This window comes from Mesobacillus sp. LC4, from assembly GCF_053543455.1.
This window is the reverse complement of sequence record NZ_JBGCUB010000001.1, coordinates 574,476-592,508: the sequence shown is the minus strand read 5'-3', so window position 1 is coordinate 592,508 and position 18,033 is coordinate 574,476. Positions and strand designations below refer to the sequence as shown.

The 18,033-nt window shown below is 43.2% G+C and carries 16 protein-coding genes; 3 read left to right on the top strand and 13 right to left on the bottom strand.

Annotated elements, in window-relative coordinates; translation table 11 throughout:
- Positions 1 to 16: 16 nt before the first annotated feature.
- From ilvD to AB5I83_RS02990, 7 genes are all read right to left on the bottom strand, one after another.
- The gene (gene ilvD / locus AB5I83_RS03020; protein ID WP_448972709.1) at positions 17 to 1,729 is read right to left on the bottom strand and encodes a dihydroxy-acid dehydratase; all 1,713 of its coding nucleotides are present in this window, start codon (positions 1,727 to 1,729) and stop codon (positions 17 to 19) included.
- A gap of 212 nt (positions 1,730 to 1,941) precedes the next feature.
- Positions 1,942 to 3,072, bottom strand: coding sequence for a conserved virulence factor C family protein (locus tag AB5I83_RS03015; protein ID WP_448972707.1), 1,131 nt, complete (start codon positions 3,070 to 3,072; stop codon positions 1,942 to 1,944).
- A gap of 720 nt (positions 3,073 to 3,792) precedes the next feature.
- Positions 3,793 to 5,676, bottom strand: a complete 1,884-nt coding sequence (locus tag AB5I83_RS03010; protein WP_448972705.1) for an ABC-F family ATP-binding cassette domain-containing protein — start codon at positions 5,674 to 5,676, stop codon at positions 3,793 to 3,795.
- Complete coding sequence (locus tag AB5I83_RS03005; RefSeq protein ID WP_448972703.1) at positions 5,673 to 6,317, bottom strand: HD domain-containing protein; 645 nt, start codon at positions 6,315 to 6,317, stop codon at positions 5,673 to 5,675. The genes AB5I83_RS03010 and AB5I83_RS03005 overlap by 4 nt, the downstream gene beginning before the upstream one ends.
- Positions 6,318 to 6,721: 404 nt before the next feature.
- Complete coding sequence (locus AB5I83_RS03000) at positions 6,722 to 7,570, bottom strand: DegV family protein (RefSeq protein ID WP_226085207.1); 849 nt, start codon at positions 7,568 to 7,570, stop codon at positions 6,722 to 6,724.
- Positions 7,571 to 7,735: 165 nt separating this feature from the next.
- Complete coding sequence (locus AB5I83_RS02995) at positions 7,736 to 8,269, bottom strand: hypothetical protein (RefSeq protein ID WP_448972702.1); 534 nt, start codon at positions 8,267 to 8,269, stop codon at positions 7,736 to 7,738.
- Positions 8,270 to 8,393: 124 nt separating this feature from the next.
- Complete coding sequence (locus tag AB5I83_RS02990; RefSeq protein ID WP_448972700.1) at positions 8,394 to 10,082, bottom strand: formate--tetrahydrofolate ligase; 1,689 nt, start codon at positions 10,080 to 10,082, stop codon at positions 8,394 to 8,396.
- Positions 10,083 to 10,389: 307 nt separating this feature from the next.
- On the opposite strand from AB5I83_RS02990, the gene metA reads away from it, so the two are divergent.
- Positions 10,390 to 11,298, top strand: coding sequence for a homoserine O-acetyltransferase MetA (gene metA / locus AB5I83_RS02985; RefSeq protein ID WP_448972698.1), 909 nt, complete (start codon positions 10,390 to 10,392; stop codon positions 11,296 to 11,298).
- A 138-nt stretch (positions 11,299 to 11,436) separates the two neighbouring features.
- Here metA and AB5I83_RS02980 read toward each other — a convergent pair whose 3' ends face one another.
- On the bottom strand, positions 11,437 to 12,129 hold the full coding sequence (locus AB5I83_RS02980; protein WP_448973889.1) for an AIM24 family protein: 693 nt from the start codon (positions 12,127 to 12,129) through the stop codon (positions 11,437 to 11,439).
- 12 nt (positions 12,130 to 12,141) lie between these two features.
- A complete protein-coding gene (locus AB5I83_RS02975) occupies positions 12,142 to 12,825 on the bottom strand; it encodes a class I SAM-dependent methyltransferase (RefSeq protein ID WP_448972697.1) in 684 nt (227 codons plus the stop codon).
- 124 nt (positions 12,826 to 12,949) lie between these two features.
- Here AB5I83_RS02975 and AB5I83_RS02970 point away from each other — a divergent pair, with 124 nt between their 5' ends.
- Entirely contained in the window at positions 12,950 to 13,168 is a 219-nt protein-coding gene (locus AB5I83_RS02970; protein ID WP_448972695.1) for a DUF3892 domain-containing protein, read from the top strand.
- 43 nt (positions 13,169 to 13,211) lie between these two features.
- Here the strand turns inward: AB5I83_RS02970 and mntR are convergent, their stop codons facing one another.
- The 4 genes from mntR to AB5I83_RS02950 all read right to left on the bottom strand — a co-directional run bounded on the left by mntR (position 13,212) and on the right by AB5I83_RS02950 (position 17,388).
- The gene (mntR, locus tag AB5I83_RS02965; RefSeq protein ID WP_226085213.1) at positions 13,212 to 13,634 is read right to left on the bottom strand and encodes a transcriptional regulator MntR; all 423 of its coding nucleotides are present in this window, start codon (positions 13,632 to 13,634) and stop codon (positions 13,212 to 13,214) included.
- A 70-nt stretch (positions 13,635 to 13,704) separates the two neighbouring features.
- A complete protein-coding gene (locus AB5I83_RS02960; protein WP_448972693.1) occupies positions 13,705 to 15,882 on the bottom strand; it encodes a DNA topoisomerase III in 2,178 nt (725 codons plus the stop codon).
- A gap of 171 nt (positions 15,883 to 16,053) precedes the next feature.
- Positions 16,054 to 16,341, bottom strand: coding sequence for a hypothetical protein (locus AB5I83_RS02955; protein WP_167831301.1), 288 nt, complete (start codon positions 16,339 to 16,341; stop codon positions 16,054 to 16,056).
- A 60-nt stretch (positions 16,342 to 16,401) separates the two neighbouring features.
- Positions 16,402 to 17,388 (bottom strand): HD-GYP domain-containing protein, encoded by a 987-nt coding sequence (locus AB5I83_RS02950; protein WP_448972691.1) that lies wholly within the window; start codon positions 17,386 to 17,388, stop codon positions 16,402 to 16,404.
- A gap of 342 nt (positions 17,389 to 17,730) precedes the next feature.
- On the opposite strand from AB5I83_RS02950, the gene cspD reads away from it, so the two are divergent.
- Positions 17,731 to 17,931: a cold-shock protein CspD gene (gene cspD, locus AB5I83_RS02945; RefSeq protein WP_023627628.1), complete on the top strand. Its 201-nt coding sequence runs from the start codon at positions 17,731 to 17,733 to the stop codon at positions 17,929 to 17,931.
- Positions 17,932 to 18,033: the final 102 nt, after the last annotated feature.

The window sequence follows — 18,033 nt, the reverse complement described above, 5'->3', positions numbered from 1 at the left end:
AAAAGAACACCTCATGTTAGGAATGGACAGGCTCCTGAACCGTTTTTCCATCGAAAAGATCGGTTACAGCGCCTTTTGAGGAACAAGATACAAGTCTGGCGTATTTAGCCAGTGCTCCTCGCTTTGGAAGTGGCGGCGGATTCCAGTTTTGCCTGCGAACAGCAAGTTCTTCCTCACTTAAAGCAACCGAGATCAGTTTCTGTTCACTATCAACCGTAATCAGGTCCCCATCCTTTATTAATGCAATCGGGCCGCCAACCTGTGCTTCAGGGGCAATATGGCCAATGACCAGTCCGTGACTTCCCCCGGAGAATCTGCCATCTGTAAGCAATGCAACACTTTCTCCCAGGCCTTTACCGACAAGAATTGCTGATAAACTCAACATTTCAGGCATGCCCGGTCCACCTTTTGGACCTTCATACCGGATGACCAATACGTCTCCAGCGACAATTTCATTAGACATCACTGCTTTTGAAGCTGATTCTTCATCATCAAAAACCTTTGCAGGACCAGTCATGCTTTTCACCTTTAATCCTGATACTTTTGCTACTGCACCATCTGGGGCAAGGTTCCCTTTTAAAACAACGAGCGGACCGTCCTTTCTGAACGGCTCAGCTGCAGGACGAATGACTTTTTGGTCAGGTTTTAAGTCAGGAAAGTCCTTAAGATTCTCTTCGAGTGTTCTTCCCGTAACAGTGAGGCAATCACCGTGCAAGAGTCCTTCTTTTAGTAAGAGTTTCATGACCGCAGGAACCCCGCCAACATTGAATAGATCTTGCATGACATATTTGCCGCTTGGTTTCAAGTCAGCAAGATGAGGTACTTTTTCCTGGATCCTATTGAAATCATCCAGCGTCAGGTCGACTTCTGCAGCGTGCGCGATAGCCATTAGATGCAGGACGGCATTTGTGGATCCCCCGAGAGCCATTACGACCGTAATCGCATTTTCAAAAGCCTCCTTCGTTAAAATCTGTCTTGGACGAAGGTCTTGCTCTAGCATCTGATAGACCACTTCTCCGGCCTTATAGCAATCCTCCCGCTTTTCATCCGTTTCTGCTGGATGTGAAGAGCTACCCGGCAGGCTCATACCAAGGGCCTCGATGGCGCTGGCCATTGTATTAGCGGTATACATCCCTCCACAGGAACCAGAACCTGGACAAGCCTGGCATTCAATCTTATGAAGTTGTTCATCACCAATGGCACCCTTGTTATACTGGCCGACACCTTCGAACGCTGATACGATGTCAATGTCCTTTCCATCGAGCTTTCCTGGTTTGATCGTGCCTCCATAAACAAAAACAGAAGGGAGATCCATCCTGGCAATCGCCATCATGCAGCCTGGCATATTTTTATCACAGCCGCCGATGGCAACGAAACCATCAAGGCTCTCTCCCTGGACCACTGTTTCAATCGAGTCGGCAATTAGGTCACGACTAGGAAGCGAATAGCGCATACCATCTGTCCCCATCGAAATTCCATCCGATACAGTGATCGTGTTAAAGATCAACGGCGCTCCACCTGCTGCCCTTGCCCCCTCTTTCGCTTTCACCGCTAGCTTATCAATATGTATATTGCAAGGAGTCACCTCGCTCCAGGTACTCGCTATTCCAATCATCGGCTTCCTGAAATCATCATCACTGAACCCAACCGCCCGAAGCATGGCTCTGTTCGGCGCCTTTCTGGCATCATCACTAAATACATGGCTCTTGATTCTTAAATCTTTTTCCATGAATGTCCCTCCCGATTTTTTATTCACTACATTACCTCTTTTTGGGGAGTATTGCAATAATTATCTAAATATTTTAATTATTAAAAATAAGTAAGCGGATACATTAGTGGATTTCATACAGAAAATCATTCGATTGGCAAAACCAGGACCTTTATCTCCAAAAAAAAGACACCCTGAACGTTACTGGAATGTCCAAAGTGCCTTGATCTTTTTTATTGTTTTCTGGCTTCCGTCATTTGCTTCCAAACGGAGCCTTTTGCTTCCTCGCCATGCTCGATACGGGCAATCGCCAGTTTCACCTGCATGCTTACTTCGAATTCAGGATCATCTTCTGCAGCCTTCAACGCAGGAAGTGCTCTTTCATCACCTGCTTCATACAGGAACATTGCCGCTCTCCAGCGGACAAGCTTGCTTGGATCCTTTAACGCTTTCATCATTTCGTCCATTGCTTCCGTAAAACCAAGATCCGATAAACAATCACCCGCTGTCCTGCGAACCGTAACCGTTTTGTCATTCAGGGCTTTGTACAGCAATGGCAATACATTTTTGTCCTCTATCATTCCCAAATATACAGTTGCCAGGCGGCGAATCGATGCTTTCTCATCTTTCAATGCTTTTTCCAGCACCGGCAGATCTTCTATAGTTGGATCTTCCATTTGCTCAAGAAGCTGGTATCTAATCCGCCAATCCTGATTTTCCAAATCAGCTTCTGTGATCCTGATTTTTTTCTTCGCAGCTTTAATCTGAGCTTCCTGTCCTGGATTTTTAGCCAACTTAACGAGCTCCTCCAGTCTCTCAGGAGGATATGCCGCTAAAAGTTCTTCTACAACATCATTTCCTACCTGATCGAATTCCCCGTACCGGACTCCGAGTTCTTTCCACCGGCGGACCATTACCACATTATCGTCGGGAGTCTGGACCTCCCCTACTTTTGTAACGAAAGATTCTGGCAGACCAAAGCGCTTTTCTTCTGTTCCGTCCGTCAATTTCACTTGCATCGGTATCCCCTTATAGACCTGTACAAGAACCTTTATTTCTCCAAAATGCTCATTGATCTCAGGTGCGGCATCCCCTGATTCCTCAGCATCTTCTCCGAATGCTTTCCTCACCTCAGGAAGGATTACTTTCCAGTCATACTTTGCATTTCTTTCAACTGCAAGGAAATCTGCAACATGGTAAACCCCTTTTACCCCTTCAATTTCCAGTATGTTCAAGACGACTTCCGGAGCCCCGGCCGCCGAGTCCTTTTTATAGTTATTGCTCTTGCCCATAGGAAGTTCTTCATCCAGATTGATCTTCATCGTATTCGGGCTTGGCGTTGGTTCAATTGATACAATTTTCACATTCCCACCCCTTTATTTTTTTCAGGAATGAAGCCATTTTAACATAATGAGTGATAGATAGCATTTCGAAGCCCTTCAGACCAAAGCAGCCCCTTTGTTCTGACAACTTTTCCTCTTTTCACGGCAAACCCGTCTGAAGTTGCTCTTTCTTTTGACAGCTTTTCCTGTTTTCTCTCTGAACGTGGCAGAAGTTGCTCGATCTTTTGACAGCTTTTCCTCTTTTTCCTCTGAACCTGTCTGAAGTTGCTCTTTCTTTTGACAGCTTTTCCTCTTTTTCCTCTGAACCTGTCTGAAGTTGCTCGATCTTTTGACAGCTTTTCCTCGTTTTCCTCTAAACCTGTCTGAAGTTGCTCGTTCTTTTGACAGTTTTACCTCTTTTCCCTCTGAACCTGTCTGAAGTTGCTCGTTCTTTTGAAAGCTTTTCCTCTTTTCCCTCTGAACCTGTCTTAAGTTGCTCGATCTTCTGACAGGTTTTCCTCGTTTTCCTCTGAACCTGTCAGAAGTTGCTCGATCTTTTGACAGCTTTTCCTCTTTTTCCTCTGAACCTGTCTGAAGTTGCTCGATCTTTTGACAGCTTTTCCTCTTTTCCCTCTGAACCTGTCTGAAGTTGCTCTTTCTTTTGACAGCTTTACCTCTTTTTCCTCTGAACCTGTCTGAAGTTGCAATACTATTTCAGCTCTCCTGTTAAGCAAAAAAAAATAAGACCTGGTTTCCCAGGCCTTATTCGTTTTCGGCAAGCTCAGATAAATAGCTCCATCTTTCAATAAGATACTCTAACTGTTCATTCAGCTCATTCTCTTCATTCATCAGAGCCTGACCCTTTTCAAAATCACTTCCGATCTTGGCCATTTCTGACTGCACTTCTTCGAGGCGCTCTTCTGTACCTGCAATCTTATCTTCGATTTCTGCCCATTCTTTCTGCTCCTTGAAGGAAAGTTTCTTTTTCTTAGGCTTTTCTGTCTGTTCTACTCTCTCCTTTTTCGGCATTGAAGGAGCTGCTTCTGGTTTCGGTCTTTTTTCGAGGTATTCTGTGTAGTTGCCGTAATGCAAATCTGTCTGGCCATTCCCTTCCAGAACTAGAATCAAATCGACAACCTTATCAAGGAAGTACCGGTCGTGGGATACGGTAATGACGACACCCGGGAAGTCTTCCAGGTAATCTTCTAAAACAGTCAATGTTTGTGTGTCCAGATCATTCGTCGGCTCATCCAGCAGCAGGACGTTTGGTTCTTCCATCAATAATTTCAACAAGTAAAGTCTGCGTTTCTCGCCACCGGAAAGCTTCCTGATTGGCGTTCCATGGGAATAAGGCTGGAACAGGAACCTCTCGAGCATTTGTGCAGCCGATATTGTCTTGCCGTCAGTGGTATGGACGATCTCCGCAGTCTCTTTCAGGTATTCAATTACCCGCTTATTTTCGTCCATATCTTCATTTTCTTGGGTATAATAAGTAATCTTCACGGTTTGTCCGGTAATGATTTCACCGTCATCGAGACTAATCCTGCCTGCGAGAATATTTAACAAAGTCGATTTACCTGTCCCGTTGCGGCCGATGATTCCCAGTCTGTCTCCAGGTTTTACGAGAAGGTTAAAGTGATCCAAAATCACCTTGTCCTCATATTTTTTTGATGCTTCTTTCAGTTCTAGCACCTGCTTACCCAGGCGACTGCCACTCAGAGAAATATCAAGTTTTTCTGAAGACTTCACATTTGACACTTCTTCATCCAACTTGTCAAAACGCTGAATCCGGGCCTTCTGTTTAGTTGTTCTTGCTTTAGCTCCGCGCCTGATCCACTCGAGTTCCTGCCTGAACAAATTCTTCTTCTTTTCAAATGTTGCGGCTTCGTTTTCCTCTCGGATTGCCTTGGCTTCAAGGAAGCTTGCATAGTTGCCTTTATAGCTATATAGATTTCCGCCATCAAGTTCAAAAATCCTGTTTGTCACCCGGTCAAGGAAATAACGGTCATGGGTGACGAGCAAAAGTGAACCTGAATATCTTGAAAGATAATCTTCAAGCCATTTTACTGTCTCATAATCGAGATGGTTCGTCGGCTCGTCGAGAATCAGCAAATCCGGTGATTCAATCAATACTTGAGCAAGGGCGACACGTTTCTTCTGTCCGCCTGATAGTTCACCCATCTTCTTGGAGAAGTCAGAAATTCCAAGCTGCATGAGAATGGATTTCGCAGCAGTATTGGCATCCCAGCCATCTGAACTATCCATCTTCCTCTGCAGTTCATAAAACCTCTCCTGAAGTCCAGGGTCATCTGGTTTTTTTCCCAATTCAGAAAGAATGATCTCATAATCTCGCATCAATTTTAAGATAGGGGCTTCTCCACTAAAAACCTGGTCAAGAACCGTTTTGTCATGTTCCATTTCAGGCTGTTGAGATAGAAACGAGATTTTATAGTCTTTCGCAAAAATCAAGTCTCCCGAATCCGGCTGGTCAATGCCCGCTACAATTCTGAGTAAAGAGGACTTCCCTGTTCCGTTCACACCAATCAAGCCGACTCTTTCACGCTCACCAATTGTAAAGGTAATCCCATTAAAAAGCTCTTTTTCTCCATATGTTTTTGTCACGTTTTCAATCGTGATCATTTTCATGCCTTACCATTCCATTCACTGTAAAATTGATCAAGGAAAGTTTCCATGAACCTATGTCTTTCCTCTGCAAGTTGTCTTGCATGCTCAGTATTCATTTTATCTTTTAGCTTCAAAAGCTTTTCGTAAAAGTGATTGACCGAAGAACTGTCGCCTTGCCTATATTCTTCCAGTGTCATCTGATCCCTGACATTCAGCTCAGGCTCATAGATCGGGTGGCCTTTTTTTCCGCCAAATGCAAAAGTCCTTGCAATCCCTATCGCACCAAGGGCATCAAGACGGTCAGCATCCTGGACAATCTCTGCTTCGATGCTGTCAAGTTCAATCACCCTGCCGCCTTTATAAGAAACTGTTTCAATACAACTCTTGATTCTTGAAACGAATTCATTCTCGATTTGTATGCTATGCAAAAATGAATCCAGTTTTGCCCAACCTGCTTCTTCTGATTCATTTAATTTATCATCCGGTATATCATGAAGCAAAGCGGCCATTTCGATAATGAACCAGTCACCCTTCTTCTCCTTGCTCCATATAAGTCGTGCATTTTTCCTAACCCTGTCAATATGATGCCAGTCATGCCCCGAAGAATCCTTTCCTAGCTCAGCTTTAACAAATTCCTCTGCCATAACGATTTTATCTTCCATGTGAACACCCACTTTCCTACCGAACTAATTTTACCATAGAAACCGATTTGAGATAGCGGGTTATATACTTGTTGAGACATTTCGCTTTTCTTCAAAAGGGTATAGTGCCAGCCTCTCTATCGGACATTGTCTCAAGATACAGTTCCCTGCTTGGCCGATAGAGCCTTTCTATCGGACATTTTTTCTGCGTTCAGCTTCCCGCTTGGCCGATAGAGCCTTTCTATCGGACACTTTCTCATGGTTTAGCTTCCCGCTTGGCCGTTAGGGCCTCTCTATTGGACACTTTCTCATGGTTCAGCTCCCTGTTTGGCCGATAGAGCCTACCAGTAGAAAATGTATCCATAATATCTCATATAACAATACTTCTCCTAATAAAACAAAAGAAAAAAGTGCCGGGTCGGCACTTAAACATCTTTGTTATTCCAGCTGATTCCGATTGTATGTTCACCTGCATGGACGCCGATTACAGCTCCAATTGGGCAGCTCAGGAAAGTGAGTTCAGGAAATATCGCTTCTAGTTCACTTTGCCATTCGTCAGCAACTTCCTTATGAAGGCCATAGAGGATGTACACTTCCTTAACTCCATATTTCTCGTGAGATTTTCTTAAATAATCAAATATTTTCTCTCGTGCTTTTTTATCGCTTCGGACTTTTTCTTTTGTATTCAACGCCCCATCCTCAATGCTGATAATAGGCTTGATACTTAGCATGCTTCCCAGATAGAATTGCATTCCTGACATTCGGCCGCTACGATGGAGCTGTTCCAGGCTGCCAATCATCACATAGGTTTCATTGGAATCACGTATGATTTCTAGCTTTTCTTTAATCTCCTCGATCGATGCGCCCTGTTCCGCCAGTGCAATGCCCTTTTTTAATAGGGAAGTCAATGGGAAAGTGAGAATTTTAGAATCAAAGGTTATGACAGGAATATTGGCGTCTTGTGCGGCTTGTACACTTGAGGCGACTGTTCCGCTAAGCTTGGATGAAATCAGAACTGCAAAAACGAGATCATAATCTTTTTCTAGCTTCTCATATAGTTCCAAAAAAACACCCACAGGTGGCTGAGAGGTTTTCGGCGCCGTTTTCACACTCTTTAATTTTTCATATAATTGTTCTGCAGTCAGGTCCTTGCCATCAAGGTATTCTACATCATCCAGCACAATGGTCATCGGAACCTGATACACATCTGGATGATTCTTTAATTCCTCATCCAGGTAGGCTGTACTATCTGTAACCCAGGCGATTTTCTTCAAACAATCTCCCCCTATTTTATTTTTCATTATAGAATTAGGTTTTTATCCCATACTATTCTGCCAAGCTTGTACAAATCACGAGCCTATATAATGAATAGAATTATCCTGTGTTAATAGATTATTCTGAAAACAACAAAGAAATTCCTGCCTATTTGACAGGAATTATTATTCAACGCATAATTTTTTTAATTTTTCTAGTGAAGTTATCATATAATGGACCATTTCTGATAGGTCATCGATCTGTTCTTCGTATACAAGACGGTTAAAGGTTACCTTCACATGGTTTTGAATATGTGATTTATTCTGCAAGGGTTCTATCATGGCGGTCTGACTGATCGCCCGGTCCCCTCCCCAGGTTTCGGTGAGCACTTTCTGGATTTCCTTAAAAACTTCTAATTCATTTTGATGAATGAGCGTGAAGGAAATACCCACTACACAACCTGCAAGCTGTTTGGCATCTACACTTTCTAAAAGCTCTGCAGAGAGGTTCTCCAATCCTGCCTCAATAGTCATTGTTGCCGACAACAGCCTTGATTCATAGCCTTTTTTGGTGAATGAAATTTCGTATTTACGCGACAACTTGGCGGCATTAATCCAGTCATTTCGGTCAATGACAATAATTTCTCCGCTCAAATCCCTGTCATAAATATCGCCTTCGATGACGACTTTAATATTTTCAAAAGCTGTCGGGTCGAACAATACTTCCACTCCTTTTAAAAACAATAGGAAATATGGCCAGCCCCATCTTACAGTGTGTTAGGTTCCATGAAAGTTAATTCCATGTTTACACTATGTCTGAAAGAACTGGCCATGCAATTTTTAATTAGAACAATCCAACTGCATTGCCCTCTTCATCAACATCCATATTCAATGCTGCAGGTAGCTTAGGCAACCCCGGCATAGTCATGACTTCACCTGTCAATGCTACAATGAAACCGGCACCTACTGAAGGCTTAAGTTCCCTTACAGTAATAGTAAAACCTGACGGCCTTCCCAGTTTTTGCGGATCATCAGATAATGAATATTGTGTTTTAGCCATACATACTGGCAGCACACCCCAGCCAAAGCCTTCAAAGTCAATAAGCTGCTTCTTTGCTTTCTGTGAAAATTCGACTCCGTCCGCACCATAAACCTGACGGGCAATCGTCTGGATCTTGTCTTCCAGTGAATCGGACAAGTCATAAAGATGGGCAAATGTATTTTCGCTTTTTTCAATTACATCAAGAAGTCTCTCTGCAAGCTCCACTCCGCCAGCTCCGCCTTTTTCCCATACTTCTGTCAAGGCAACTGGTATCCCTGCATTCTCACACAGTTCTTTCAGGGTATTTGTTTCAAGGTCTGTATCTGTAATGAATCGATTGATAGCAACAACATATGGCAAGCCAAAGCTTGCAATCGTTTCAACATGCTTTTTCAGGTTCGTGAAACCATCTCTTAAGGCTTTAACATCTTCATTTTTTAATTCTGTTTTCTTCATACCACCATGCATTTTCAGAGCGCGTATGGTTGCAACAATGACAACCGCTGACGGATCGATTCCCGCTGTTCTTGCTTTAATATTCAAGAACTTCTCTGCTCCAAGGTCAGCACCGAACCCTGCTTCGGTAACGACAAAGTCAGCAAGCTTGGACGCAGCCTCGGTCGCGATTACACTGTTGCACCCATGTGCGATGTTCGCAAATGGACCGCCATGGATCAGTGCCGGAGTATGTTCAATTGTCTGAACAAGGTTCGGCTTTACTGCTTCCTTCAATAAAAGAGTCAAAGCCCCTTCTACTCCCAGGTCGCCCACAGTGACAGGCTGTTTTTCATAATTATAAGCAACAACCATCTTTGACAGACGAAGTTTTAAATCTTTAAGATCGCTCGCAAGGCATAAGACAGCCATGATTTCTGATGCAACCGTGATGTCGAAGCCATCTTCACGAGGAACGCCCTGCATAGGCCCTCCCAGTCCGACGATCACTTTTCTTAATGCACGGTCATTCAAATCGAGAGCTCGCTTCCAAACGATTCTTCGCTGATCAATGTTCAGCTTGTTGCCCTGCTGCATGTGATTATCAATTAAAGCAGCCAGCGCATTATTCGCTGTAGTAATCGCATGCAGGTCCCCTGTGAAGTGTAAGTTGATATCCTCCATCGGAAGCACCTGCGCGAAACCTCCGCCTGTTGCACCGCCCTTGATTCCCATAGTAGGACCTAACGAAGGCTCTCGCATAGCAATCATCGTTTTTTTACCTAGCTTGTTCAATGCATCCGCCAACCCGACCGTTACGGTGGATTTTCCTTCCCCAGCAGGAGTGGGATTAATAGCAGTGACAAGAACGACCTTGCCGCTCTCCTTTGTTTTCAACTTCGCCAAAGCTTCCGAAGATAGCTTCGCTTTATACTTTCCAAACAGCTCAAGATCATCGGCATCCAGGCCAATGCTCGCTGCAACATCAACAATCGGTTTCATTTTACTATCACGAGCAATTTCAATATCTGACTTAACTTGAATATTTGTTTCCATTTCCAATCCCCCCAGATATTCTCTATATGCTTACCATCTTATATTTTACCATCAGAGAATTACTATCAGGCAAAAAATATTTATTTGTCATAAAATTTCCTCTTTAGCCAATTGCTCCATGAAAGAATTCAGACTATAATAAAAATTACTGAATTTAGTTTACTAAGGCTCTTTTCAACATCTTTGTTACTTTTACGAATATAAATGCAATTATCATTCAGAAGTCTTCATTAAAAAAGCCACGATGACTTTATATGGTGAATACTAGAATATGTAATATAAGCTTTGCTAAAAAGGAGGTTATAAATTGCCTATTAAAATCCCGCAACACTTGCCAGCGAAGGAAGTCCTGGAAAAAGAAAATATTTTCATCATGGATGACAGCCGTGCTGCCAAACAGGATATCCGCCCGTTGAATATATTGATTCTGAATCTAATGCCCGAAAAGGAAAAAACAGAGAGACAGCTGTTGAGGCTGCTCGGAAATACGCCACTTCAGGTAAACATAACATTTTTAAAAACCGCTACATATGATTCTAAAAATACATCACAATACCACCTTGAAGAGTTTTATCTGACCTTTTCGGAAGTTAAAGAAAAGAAATATGACGGCATGATCATTACCGGTGCCCCAATTGAACTGATGGAATTTGAGGAAGTACACTATTGGAATGAACTAAAGGAAATCCTCGATTGGACTGAGCGGAATGTCACATCTACACTGCATATATGCTGGGGAGCACAGGCTGCTTTATATCATCACTTCAGCATCAATAAATATACTCTGCCGAAGAAATGTTCGGGCGTATTCAGTCATAGAGTGCTAGACCAAACCGCCAAGCTTTTAAGAGGCTTTGATGATGAATTTTTTGCTCCTCATTCGAGGAATACGGATATAGGGGAAGAATCGTTGCAAAGCCATCCAGAGCTGAAGCTGCTAGCATCATCAGAAGAGGCAGGCGCATTGATTATCGCCAGCAGAGACAGCAGAAAAATCATGATCACAGGCCACCTTGAATATGAAGCAACAACACTTGCAGAAGAATACTTGCGAGATAAGGAGAAAGGCATCGAAATCGATATGCCAAAGAACTATTTCCCACTGGATAACCCTGAAAAGAGTCCGAACAACCGCTGGAGGTCACATGCGCATTTGTTCTTTTCCAACTGGCTTAACTATTATGTATATCAAGAAACTCCATATGAATGGGATTAGAAAAGACCCAAGCACCAAGGCAGCCCTGACAAATGCTTCCTGATTGAAGTGATATTTAAAGTTTTACAAAAAAAGGCATCGGCCGAGTCGATGCCTTTCTTAAATTTTTTTATAGCAATAGCTGTTTGCTTATCTCTGTTAACTTTGCGGAGCATAATAGACTTCTTCAAATGGCTGGACGACAACGAACCCATCGCCGCTGAATTTCATCTGGATCGATTCGCCGCTTCCACGTCCAAGGAAGGTTTTGAACGAGATATCTGTAACAAACTCAGGCTGAAGATTTCCAGACCATGCTACTGTTGCGTTTGGATCTGTATATACTGGGTTATCCGTACTGACAAGCAGCGTCAGTGGCTCATAATGGGATGTGATTGCCACCATTCCTGTACCCTCAAGGCGGACATTGAACAGACCACCCGACAACATTCCAGCGACCCTACGCATCAGCTTGATATCCCAGCGGATGGAAGGTTCGAATGCAAGCAGGTCATTTCCGTTTACGAAGATGGCCTCATTTTGCAAATGCAAGATCGATATTTTCTTCCCCTGGTCAGCCAAATATAGCTTTCCATTGCCGTTTGCTTTCATTAATGATGTGCCTTCACCTGTTAATGCCTTTTTGAACATCTTGCCGATTCCGTGTTCAAGCTCTCCCTCACGCTCAAATTTGATTTGACCGCGATACGAAACCATCGCTCCAGCTTTCGACCATACCAGTCCATTCAGATTGATCTCCAGCATTCTCGGTGTCTCCAGCTCAAATAACCCTTCCCCTTTATCCTCCTGCTTAGTATTGTTCACAAACTCTTCGATTGAATAACGACTCATCATAATGCCTCCTTATTTTATAACCTGGAACATGAAAACCCACATAAATGAAAGGGATTGCTGGAGCTCTAAGGGCAAAGAACCGTGCGGAAGCTGCTCTGCCGCTTTTTTATATACTCCGAATTCACCTGCTTTTCTCCAGCCATTTTCAAGAGCCAGCTTTTCCAGCTCCCATGGCATGATCGTGTTACAGATTACATCTTCTCCATATAGTCTCCTGAAGCTGTTCGTCCTTGGTCCTGCAGTTGGACCTAGAATGCCTATGCAGGCATAGCCATTTGGTTTAAGAATACGAGCCATTTCTTTTAAAGACTCATAGGGGTGATTCGTCCATTCTATTGAATTGATTGCCATGACCGCATCAAAATGGTTATCGGGACTTCCACAATCCGACAGGCTCCCTTTAGTGAAAGCACCGTTCTCATTTCGAGGGTTCAGCCTGGCCCTTTCCAGCATCTCTTCTGATACATCGATTCCGGTGACTACATAGCCTGATTCCGCCAGCTTTGCCGAGCCTGTTCCATCGCCGCAGCCTAGATCACAAACCAACGAAGAAGCCGGGAGAAATTGCTTAATGAATGGGACTATATCCTTTCGACTCCCAGTTTCCCACATTGCCCTGCTTCTCGAATTCCATGTGGAAGCCATGCTGTCCCACTGTTTTTCGGACTCCATTTCCCAATTGAAGGTACTCATAAGCTCACCTGCCTTATTATTTTTAATTCCAATAATAGTTATTTCGCTATGAAAAAGAGAATTCCTCTTAAGTTTATTTTTGCGGAAAAAGTGCAAGACTAGGAGGGTGAAAGGAGAGATCAAATTGGAAGAAGAACAATTGGTTGCCATACATAAAAATAACGCTGGTGAAATCATCAGTTTCCAGACATCCAGCGGAAGGATTATATCCTATCGCAAAGCCTTGCAGGAAGCTAACACAGGAACAATTTCAGGAGTGAATATCGATGAAGGTGCAGATGGAACTACTTCTTTGGTTTCAGCAGATGGATCCGGTTTTGAGCAATATCCCGATATTTACTAAGGAATGAATAAAAACACCTGACAGCATGGTCAGGTGTTTATTTTTATTCTTCATCATTTTGTTTTTGGATAGCTCTTAATTCTTGGACACGGGATTGATCTTCTTCAAAGAATTGGACAAGGTCACCAATTCTGTCGATTGCATCCCAGCTTAAATGGTGTTCGATTCCTTCAACATCATTATAGATATTTTCCTCTTTTACGCCGATTACCTTAAGCAATTGCTCAAGCAGTTCATGGCGATCTACCAGCCTTTTGCCTGTTTTATATCCTTTCGGTGTCAGGACAAGCCCCCGATATTTCTCGTAAACCACGAACTGGTCTTTATCCAGCTTCTGGACCATTTTTGTCACTGAGGAGGGATGGACCGATAATGCCTCCGCGATATCCACTACCCGGGCATATCCTTTTTGTTCTATTAAAATGAATATTTGTTCTATATAATCTTCCATACTAGGTGTTGGCATCCCATGACCTCCAATGCTTAAACAATAGCCATATTAAAGTTTACTATAGAAGGACAAGGGTGACAAGGCGCTATCCACCTTGGTTGACTGGCTGTGCTGCTATATCGAATTTTAGCTTGCTGTCCTCTCCATCCCAATATAGCTTGGCGTTAAAGGTTCTATCCTTGCTCTGGAAGCCTTCAATCACATCCGTACTTCCTTCAGTCAAAAGTTTCTTGATATTCTTCTGGGTTACCGTCTTGCCAAGGATTTGCTTGGAGAGTGTGAAATTGCATTTTGTTTTCTGATAGTTTGAGCAGCCATAGAAGGTCCCTTTGTCCACAACCATGCCATCGCATTTTTTACATTTTCCCAGGTTTGTAGTTCGGCGGGAACGTCCACCCTTCTTCCCAGGTACGAAAGCATTGGTCAATTCTTCGGAAAACGTCCAGCCTGAGGACCCTTCCGATGTTTCAGCAACAAGGTGTTTGATCATTCTCGAAGTCTGCTCAATGAACTGTTTGGGAGAGGCTTCTCCCTCTCCTATTTGGTGCAGCCTCTGCTCCCATTTCGCTGTCATTTCAGGAGATGCCAGTACTTGTCCGCCCACAGCGGCGACGAGAATTTTCGCTTTGGCTGTCGCATAAACGAGGTTTTTGCGGACTTCTATATACGCTCTATCCTTTAGCATCGTAATGATGCCCGCTCTCGTCGCTTCTGTTCCAAGCCCTTCAGCTTTCATCAGGACCTTTTCAAGTTCCTTGTCTTCAATATGCTTTCCTGCCGTTTTCATAAGGGTAATCAGTTGGCCTTCAGTCAGCCTCTTTGGCGGCTGTGTCTTGCTTTCCTTTACCTCTGTTTTCATGACGGTTCCCGTTTCACCTTGCTGGACAGCAGGAAGCTCTGGTTCCTTATCTGATTCTTTTTGAGGAAGCACTTTTTTCCATCCTTCATCCAGCTGGACTTTCCCCTTGGAAATAAACTCCGCCCTGGCCTCCACAACCGTCTTGATTGTTGTATATTCTGCGATGTATGGACCGTAGTGCGCTGCAATCAGTGTCCTGGCCAGCAAGTCATATAATTTCAGCTCGTCCCCAGAGAGCCTGCTTAGGTTAGGAACTTGTTCAGTCGGAATGATGGCGTAGTGGTCGGTAACCTTTTTTTCATTGACATACCGTTTGTTATTTTGAATCGATGATTTCGGCAATGGAAAAAGCTGCTGATAATCAGGATTAGCCTGAAGCTTATTCAGAATCGCAGGAAAGCCTTCTGCTTCCCCAGGGGTTACATACCTGGAATCGGAACGGGGATAAGAAACGATTCCCCTTTGATATAATCCCTGCAAAATGTCCAACGTCTTTTTCGGCGACATTTTAAATCGTCGATTCGCTTCGGCCTGAATCGCTGAAAGATTATAGAACAGCGGCGGCAGAAATTCTTTTTTCTCAGAGACAACTTCTGCGGCTTCTGCAGATTTCCCATCGCAGAAAGCAGCAATTTTCTCGGCCATCTCTTTTGTCTTGATCCGTGAATCTCCATCTTTTTCCCATTTGCCGCTGTACTTCTTGCCATTGATATTGAATTTTGCGTTCACTTCCCAAAAAGGTTCCGATACGAAGTTTTCAATTTCCAGCTCACGTTTAACAATTAATGCGAGAGTAGGAGTCTGTACCCTCCCGACTGAAAAAACATCGGAATAGCCTTTTTTTTGTAGAAGAAGAGTGTACAGCCTCGATGCATTCATGCCGACAACCCAGTCCGCGCAAGCTCGCGTATAGGCTTCAAAATATAAATTCTTTGTATCTGATTCATTCAAAAGGTTTTGAAATCCTTCCTTAATCGCTTTTGGAGTCAGCGAGGAGATCCACAATCTCTTCATTGGCTTCGTGCAGTTGGCCAGACGGAGGATATTCCTGATGATCAGTTCACCTTCGCGCCCGGCATCGCCTGCGTGAATGATTTCAGACACCTGCGGATCGGTGGCAAGCTTTTTTATGATTTGGAATTGCTTTGCTTTCGACTTGACCACTTCATACTTGAAGTTTTCTGGAATGATTGGCAGTGTACCAAGCGACCATTTTTTCCATGACGGATTGTAATGCTCTGGGGCCGACAATTCCGTTAAATGGCCGATTGCCCATGATACGTATGCACCTTCAGGGAATATTTCATTAGGAAGTATCTCGATGAATCCTTCTCTTTTTTTCATTTTAAATACGGAGGCCAGCGTTCTGCCCTGGTCAGGCTTTTCCGCAACGATCAATTTCATAATTTCCTCCTGAAAAACTTTTATATACGTGCTTTTTAAGCTTCGTCCTCTATTTTATCTTTTTTTCGACAAAAGCGTAAAGGACTTTTATTGCAGTGTGTCTGCATGAGCCTGTATTTTAACTAGTAAAAAATAAACAGGCAGCTGAATGGATCAGCTGCCTTTAAGATGTTATTCCTCAAATGGTTCGACTATGTTGTTGTCATTGATGTACCAACGGTTCCTGTTAACCACTGCCGAAACGGTTAATATCAGCGAAGGAACCTTTTCGATCCGTACCACGATTGCCCCGACCAGCTTCTGGAAAATCACAAATGACTCTCCATGGCTGAATGCTGCCCACTGGGGACCCATAATCGCAATGGAACGGATGATTTCTTCCTTTTCTGCTTGCTCAAGTGAAAGATGCTGAGAAAAAATGATGATCCAATCCTCATCACCTATCGAAAAGCGGTACATGCCCTCACCCTTTTAATTCATCATCATTGACTAATAAAAGATATGAAGTGCATTTGCAGATTATACCCCTACGATTGAATCATTTAGGACTCTCGAAATCCTCAAGCCGCGATTAAGACGGAGGTCAACGAGTGTATCTCCCGTTTTAATCAGTGCCTTTAACGGCTCGAATGGGTCAACCATCAGGATTGTACCTTCTTCACCATCGCTAAGGAGAACACGCCTTCCGACAAGGCTGTCCATAATCCTGAACAGGAAAACGAGCATAATCTTCGGATCGAATTTACCAAATACATCATTTTGCATCTGGGAAATGACAATATGGAAAGGCTCCGCCTGGTGATAGACCCTTGAGGATGACATCGCATGGTAAACGTCTGCAATCGCAACGATTTTTGCAAGCTCGTCTATCTTTTCGCTGCGAAGGCTGAACGGATACCCTCCACCATCCTCGCGCTCATGGTGCTGCAGAGCAATCAGGGCAACTCTTTCATTTAGCTCTGGAATATCCTTCAACATCCGGTAACCATACACTGTATGGCGTTTCATTTCGTTGTATTCTTCCTGTGTCAGCCTGCCTGGCTTGTTCAAAATGCTGGCAGGGATACGGGCTTTCCCTATATCATGGAGTGTCGCTCCTAATGCAAGGTCATGGAGCTCCGATTGTTCCAAACCCATCCATTTCCCTATCAATGTAGAGATGATGCCCACACAAACTGTGTGCCTGTATGTGTACTCATCTTGAGTTTTCAGCTCGTAGAAAAGGTGATAGATATGGGGAATTTCCGCCGCCTGTCTGATGACAGGAATGATCTCATTCCTGATTTCACTAACAGGGACAACTCCTGTCTTTGCCACAATATCGAAGATCTCTTCCATTTGCATGGAGGCATCGTCGATTTTCTTTGATATATAATCAAGCTTTTTATTTACTGCAGTCTGAGGTGTGTGGTCCTGAACGGCATTGCCATTCCTGATTGTATCCAATAATGCATCAATTTGATGATCAGTCAAGGACGTCAACGTGGGTGGAGTGGTCTTCTTCATTCGTACCCTCCTCTTAGCTTTTAATAGACTTCTAGCCTATGAATTTTCACACTTCTGTCAGGCTTAGTTAAAGTACTAATAAGAAAATAATAACAAATATTTCCGAAAATAGGAACTAAAGCTGGGTGAATTTCAATTTATTTTAAATTAACTTAATTTTAAGATTATTTAGTTTGTAATACGCTTACATTCTTGACTGAATCCTTTCCCATATTGTATATTTAAGACATCATTTAATAGATTATATTTGCCGTGTCAAAACTGCAGCTGTATCCATTAGATGATAATATTCAACTTTGGCACATATTTTGTGTCACGAAAGACATGGGAGGAAAGTTTAACATGCAAAACGGTAAAGTAAAATGGTTCAACAATGAAAAAGGTTTCGGTTTCATCGAAGTAGAAGGCGGAGACGATGTATTCGTTCACTTCTCAGCAATCCAGGGTGACGGATATAAGTCATTAGAAGAAGGTCAGGAAGTTTCTTTCGAAATCGTCGAAGGAAATCGCGGACCACAAGCTGCTAACGTGGTAAAACTATAATTTAAAAAAGTTGAAGGCTGGCGCTTGACGCCAGCCTTTTTTGATTATTTAAATTCATGATTCATTGACAATTATACACCTCAGTCTCGATTAAAGGCTCTT

What these genes read in the sequence shown, in the direction of transcription:
- AB5I83_RS02960 (WP_448972693.1), bottom strand. Translation starts at nt 15,882, where the DNA reads ATGAAATTGATCGTTGCGGAAAAGCCTGACCAGGGCAGAACGCTGGCC.
- AB5I83_RS03010 (WP_448972705.1), bottom strand. Translation starts at nt 5,676, where the DNA reads ATGAAAATGATCACGATTGAAAACGTGACAAAAACATATGGAGAAAAA.
- AB5I83_RS02990 (WP_448972700.1), bottom strand. Translation starts at nt 10,082, where the DNA reads ATGGAAACAAATATTCAAGTTAAGTCAGATATTGAAATTGCTCGTGAT.
- cspD (WP_023627628.1), top strand. Translation starts at nt 17,731, where the DNA reads ATGCAAAACGGTAAAGTAAAATGGTTCAACAATGAAAAAGGTTTCGGT.
- mntR (WP_226085213.1), bottom strand. Translation starts at nt 13,634, where the DNA reads ATGCCAACACCTAGTATGGAAGATTATATAGAACAAATATTCATTTTA.
- AB5I83_RS02975 (WP_448972697.1), bottom strand. Translation starts at nt 12,825, where the DNA reads ATGAGTACCTTCAATTGGGAAATGGAGTCCGAAAAACAGTGGGACAGC.
- ilvD (WP_448972709.1), bottom strand. Translation starts at nt 1,729, where the DNA reads ATGGAAAAAGATTTAAGAATCAAGAGCCATGTATTTAGTGATGATGCC.
- AB5I83_RS02950 (WP_448972691.1), bottom strand. Translation starts at nt 17,388, where the DNA reads ATGAAGAAGACCACTCCACCCACGTTGACGTCCTTGACTGATCATCAA.
- AB5I83_RS03005 (WP_448972703.1), bottom strand. Translation starts at nt 6,317, where the DNA reads ATGGAAGATAAAATCGTTATGGCAGAGGAATTTGTTAAAGCTGAGCTA.
- AB5I83_RS02980 (WP_448973889.1), bottom strand. Translation starts at nt 12,129, where the DNA reads ATGAGTCGTTATTCAATCGAAGAGTTTGTGAACAATACTAAGCAGGAG.
- AB5I83_RS02955 (WP_167831301.1), bottom strand. Translation starts at nt 16,341, where the DNA reads ATGTACCGCTTTTCGATAGGTGATGAGGATTGGATCATCATTTTTTCT.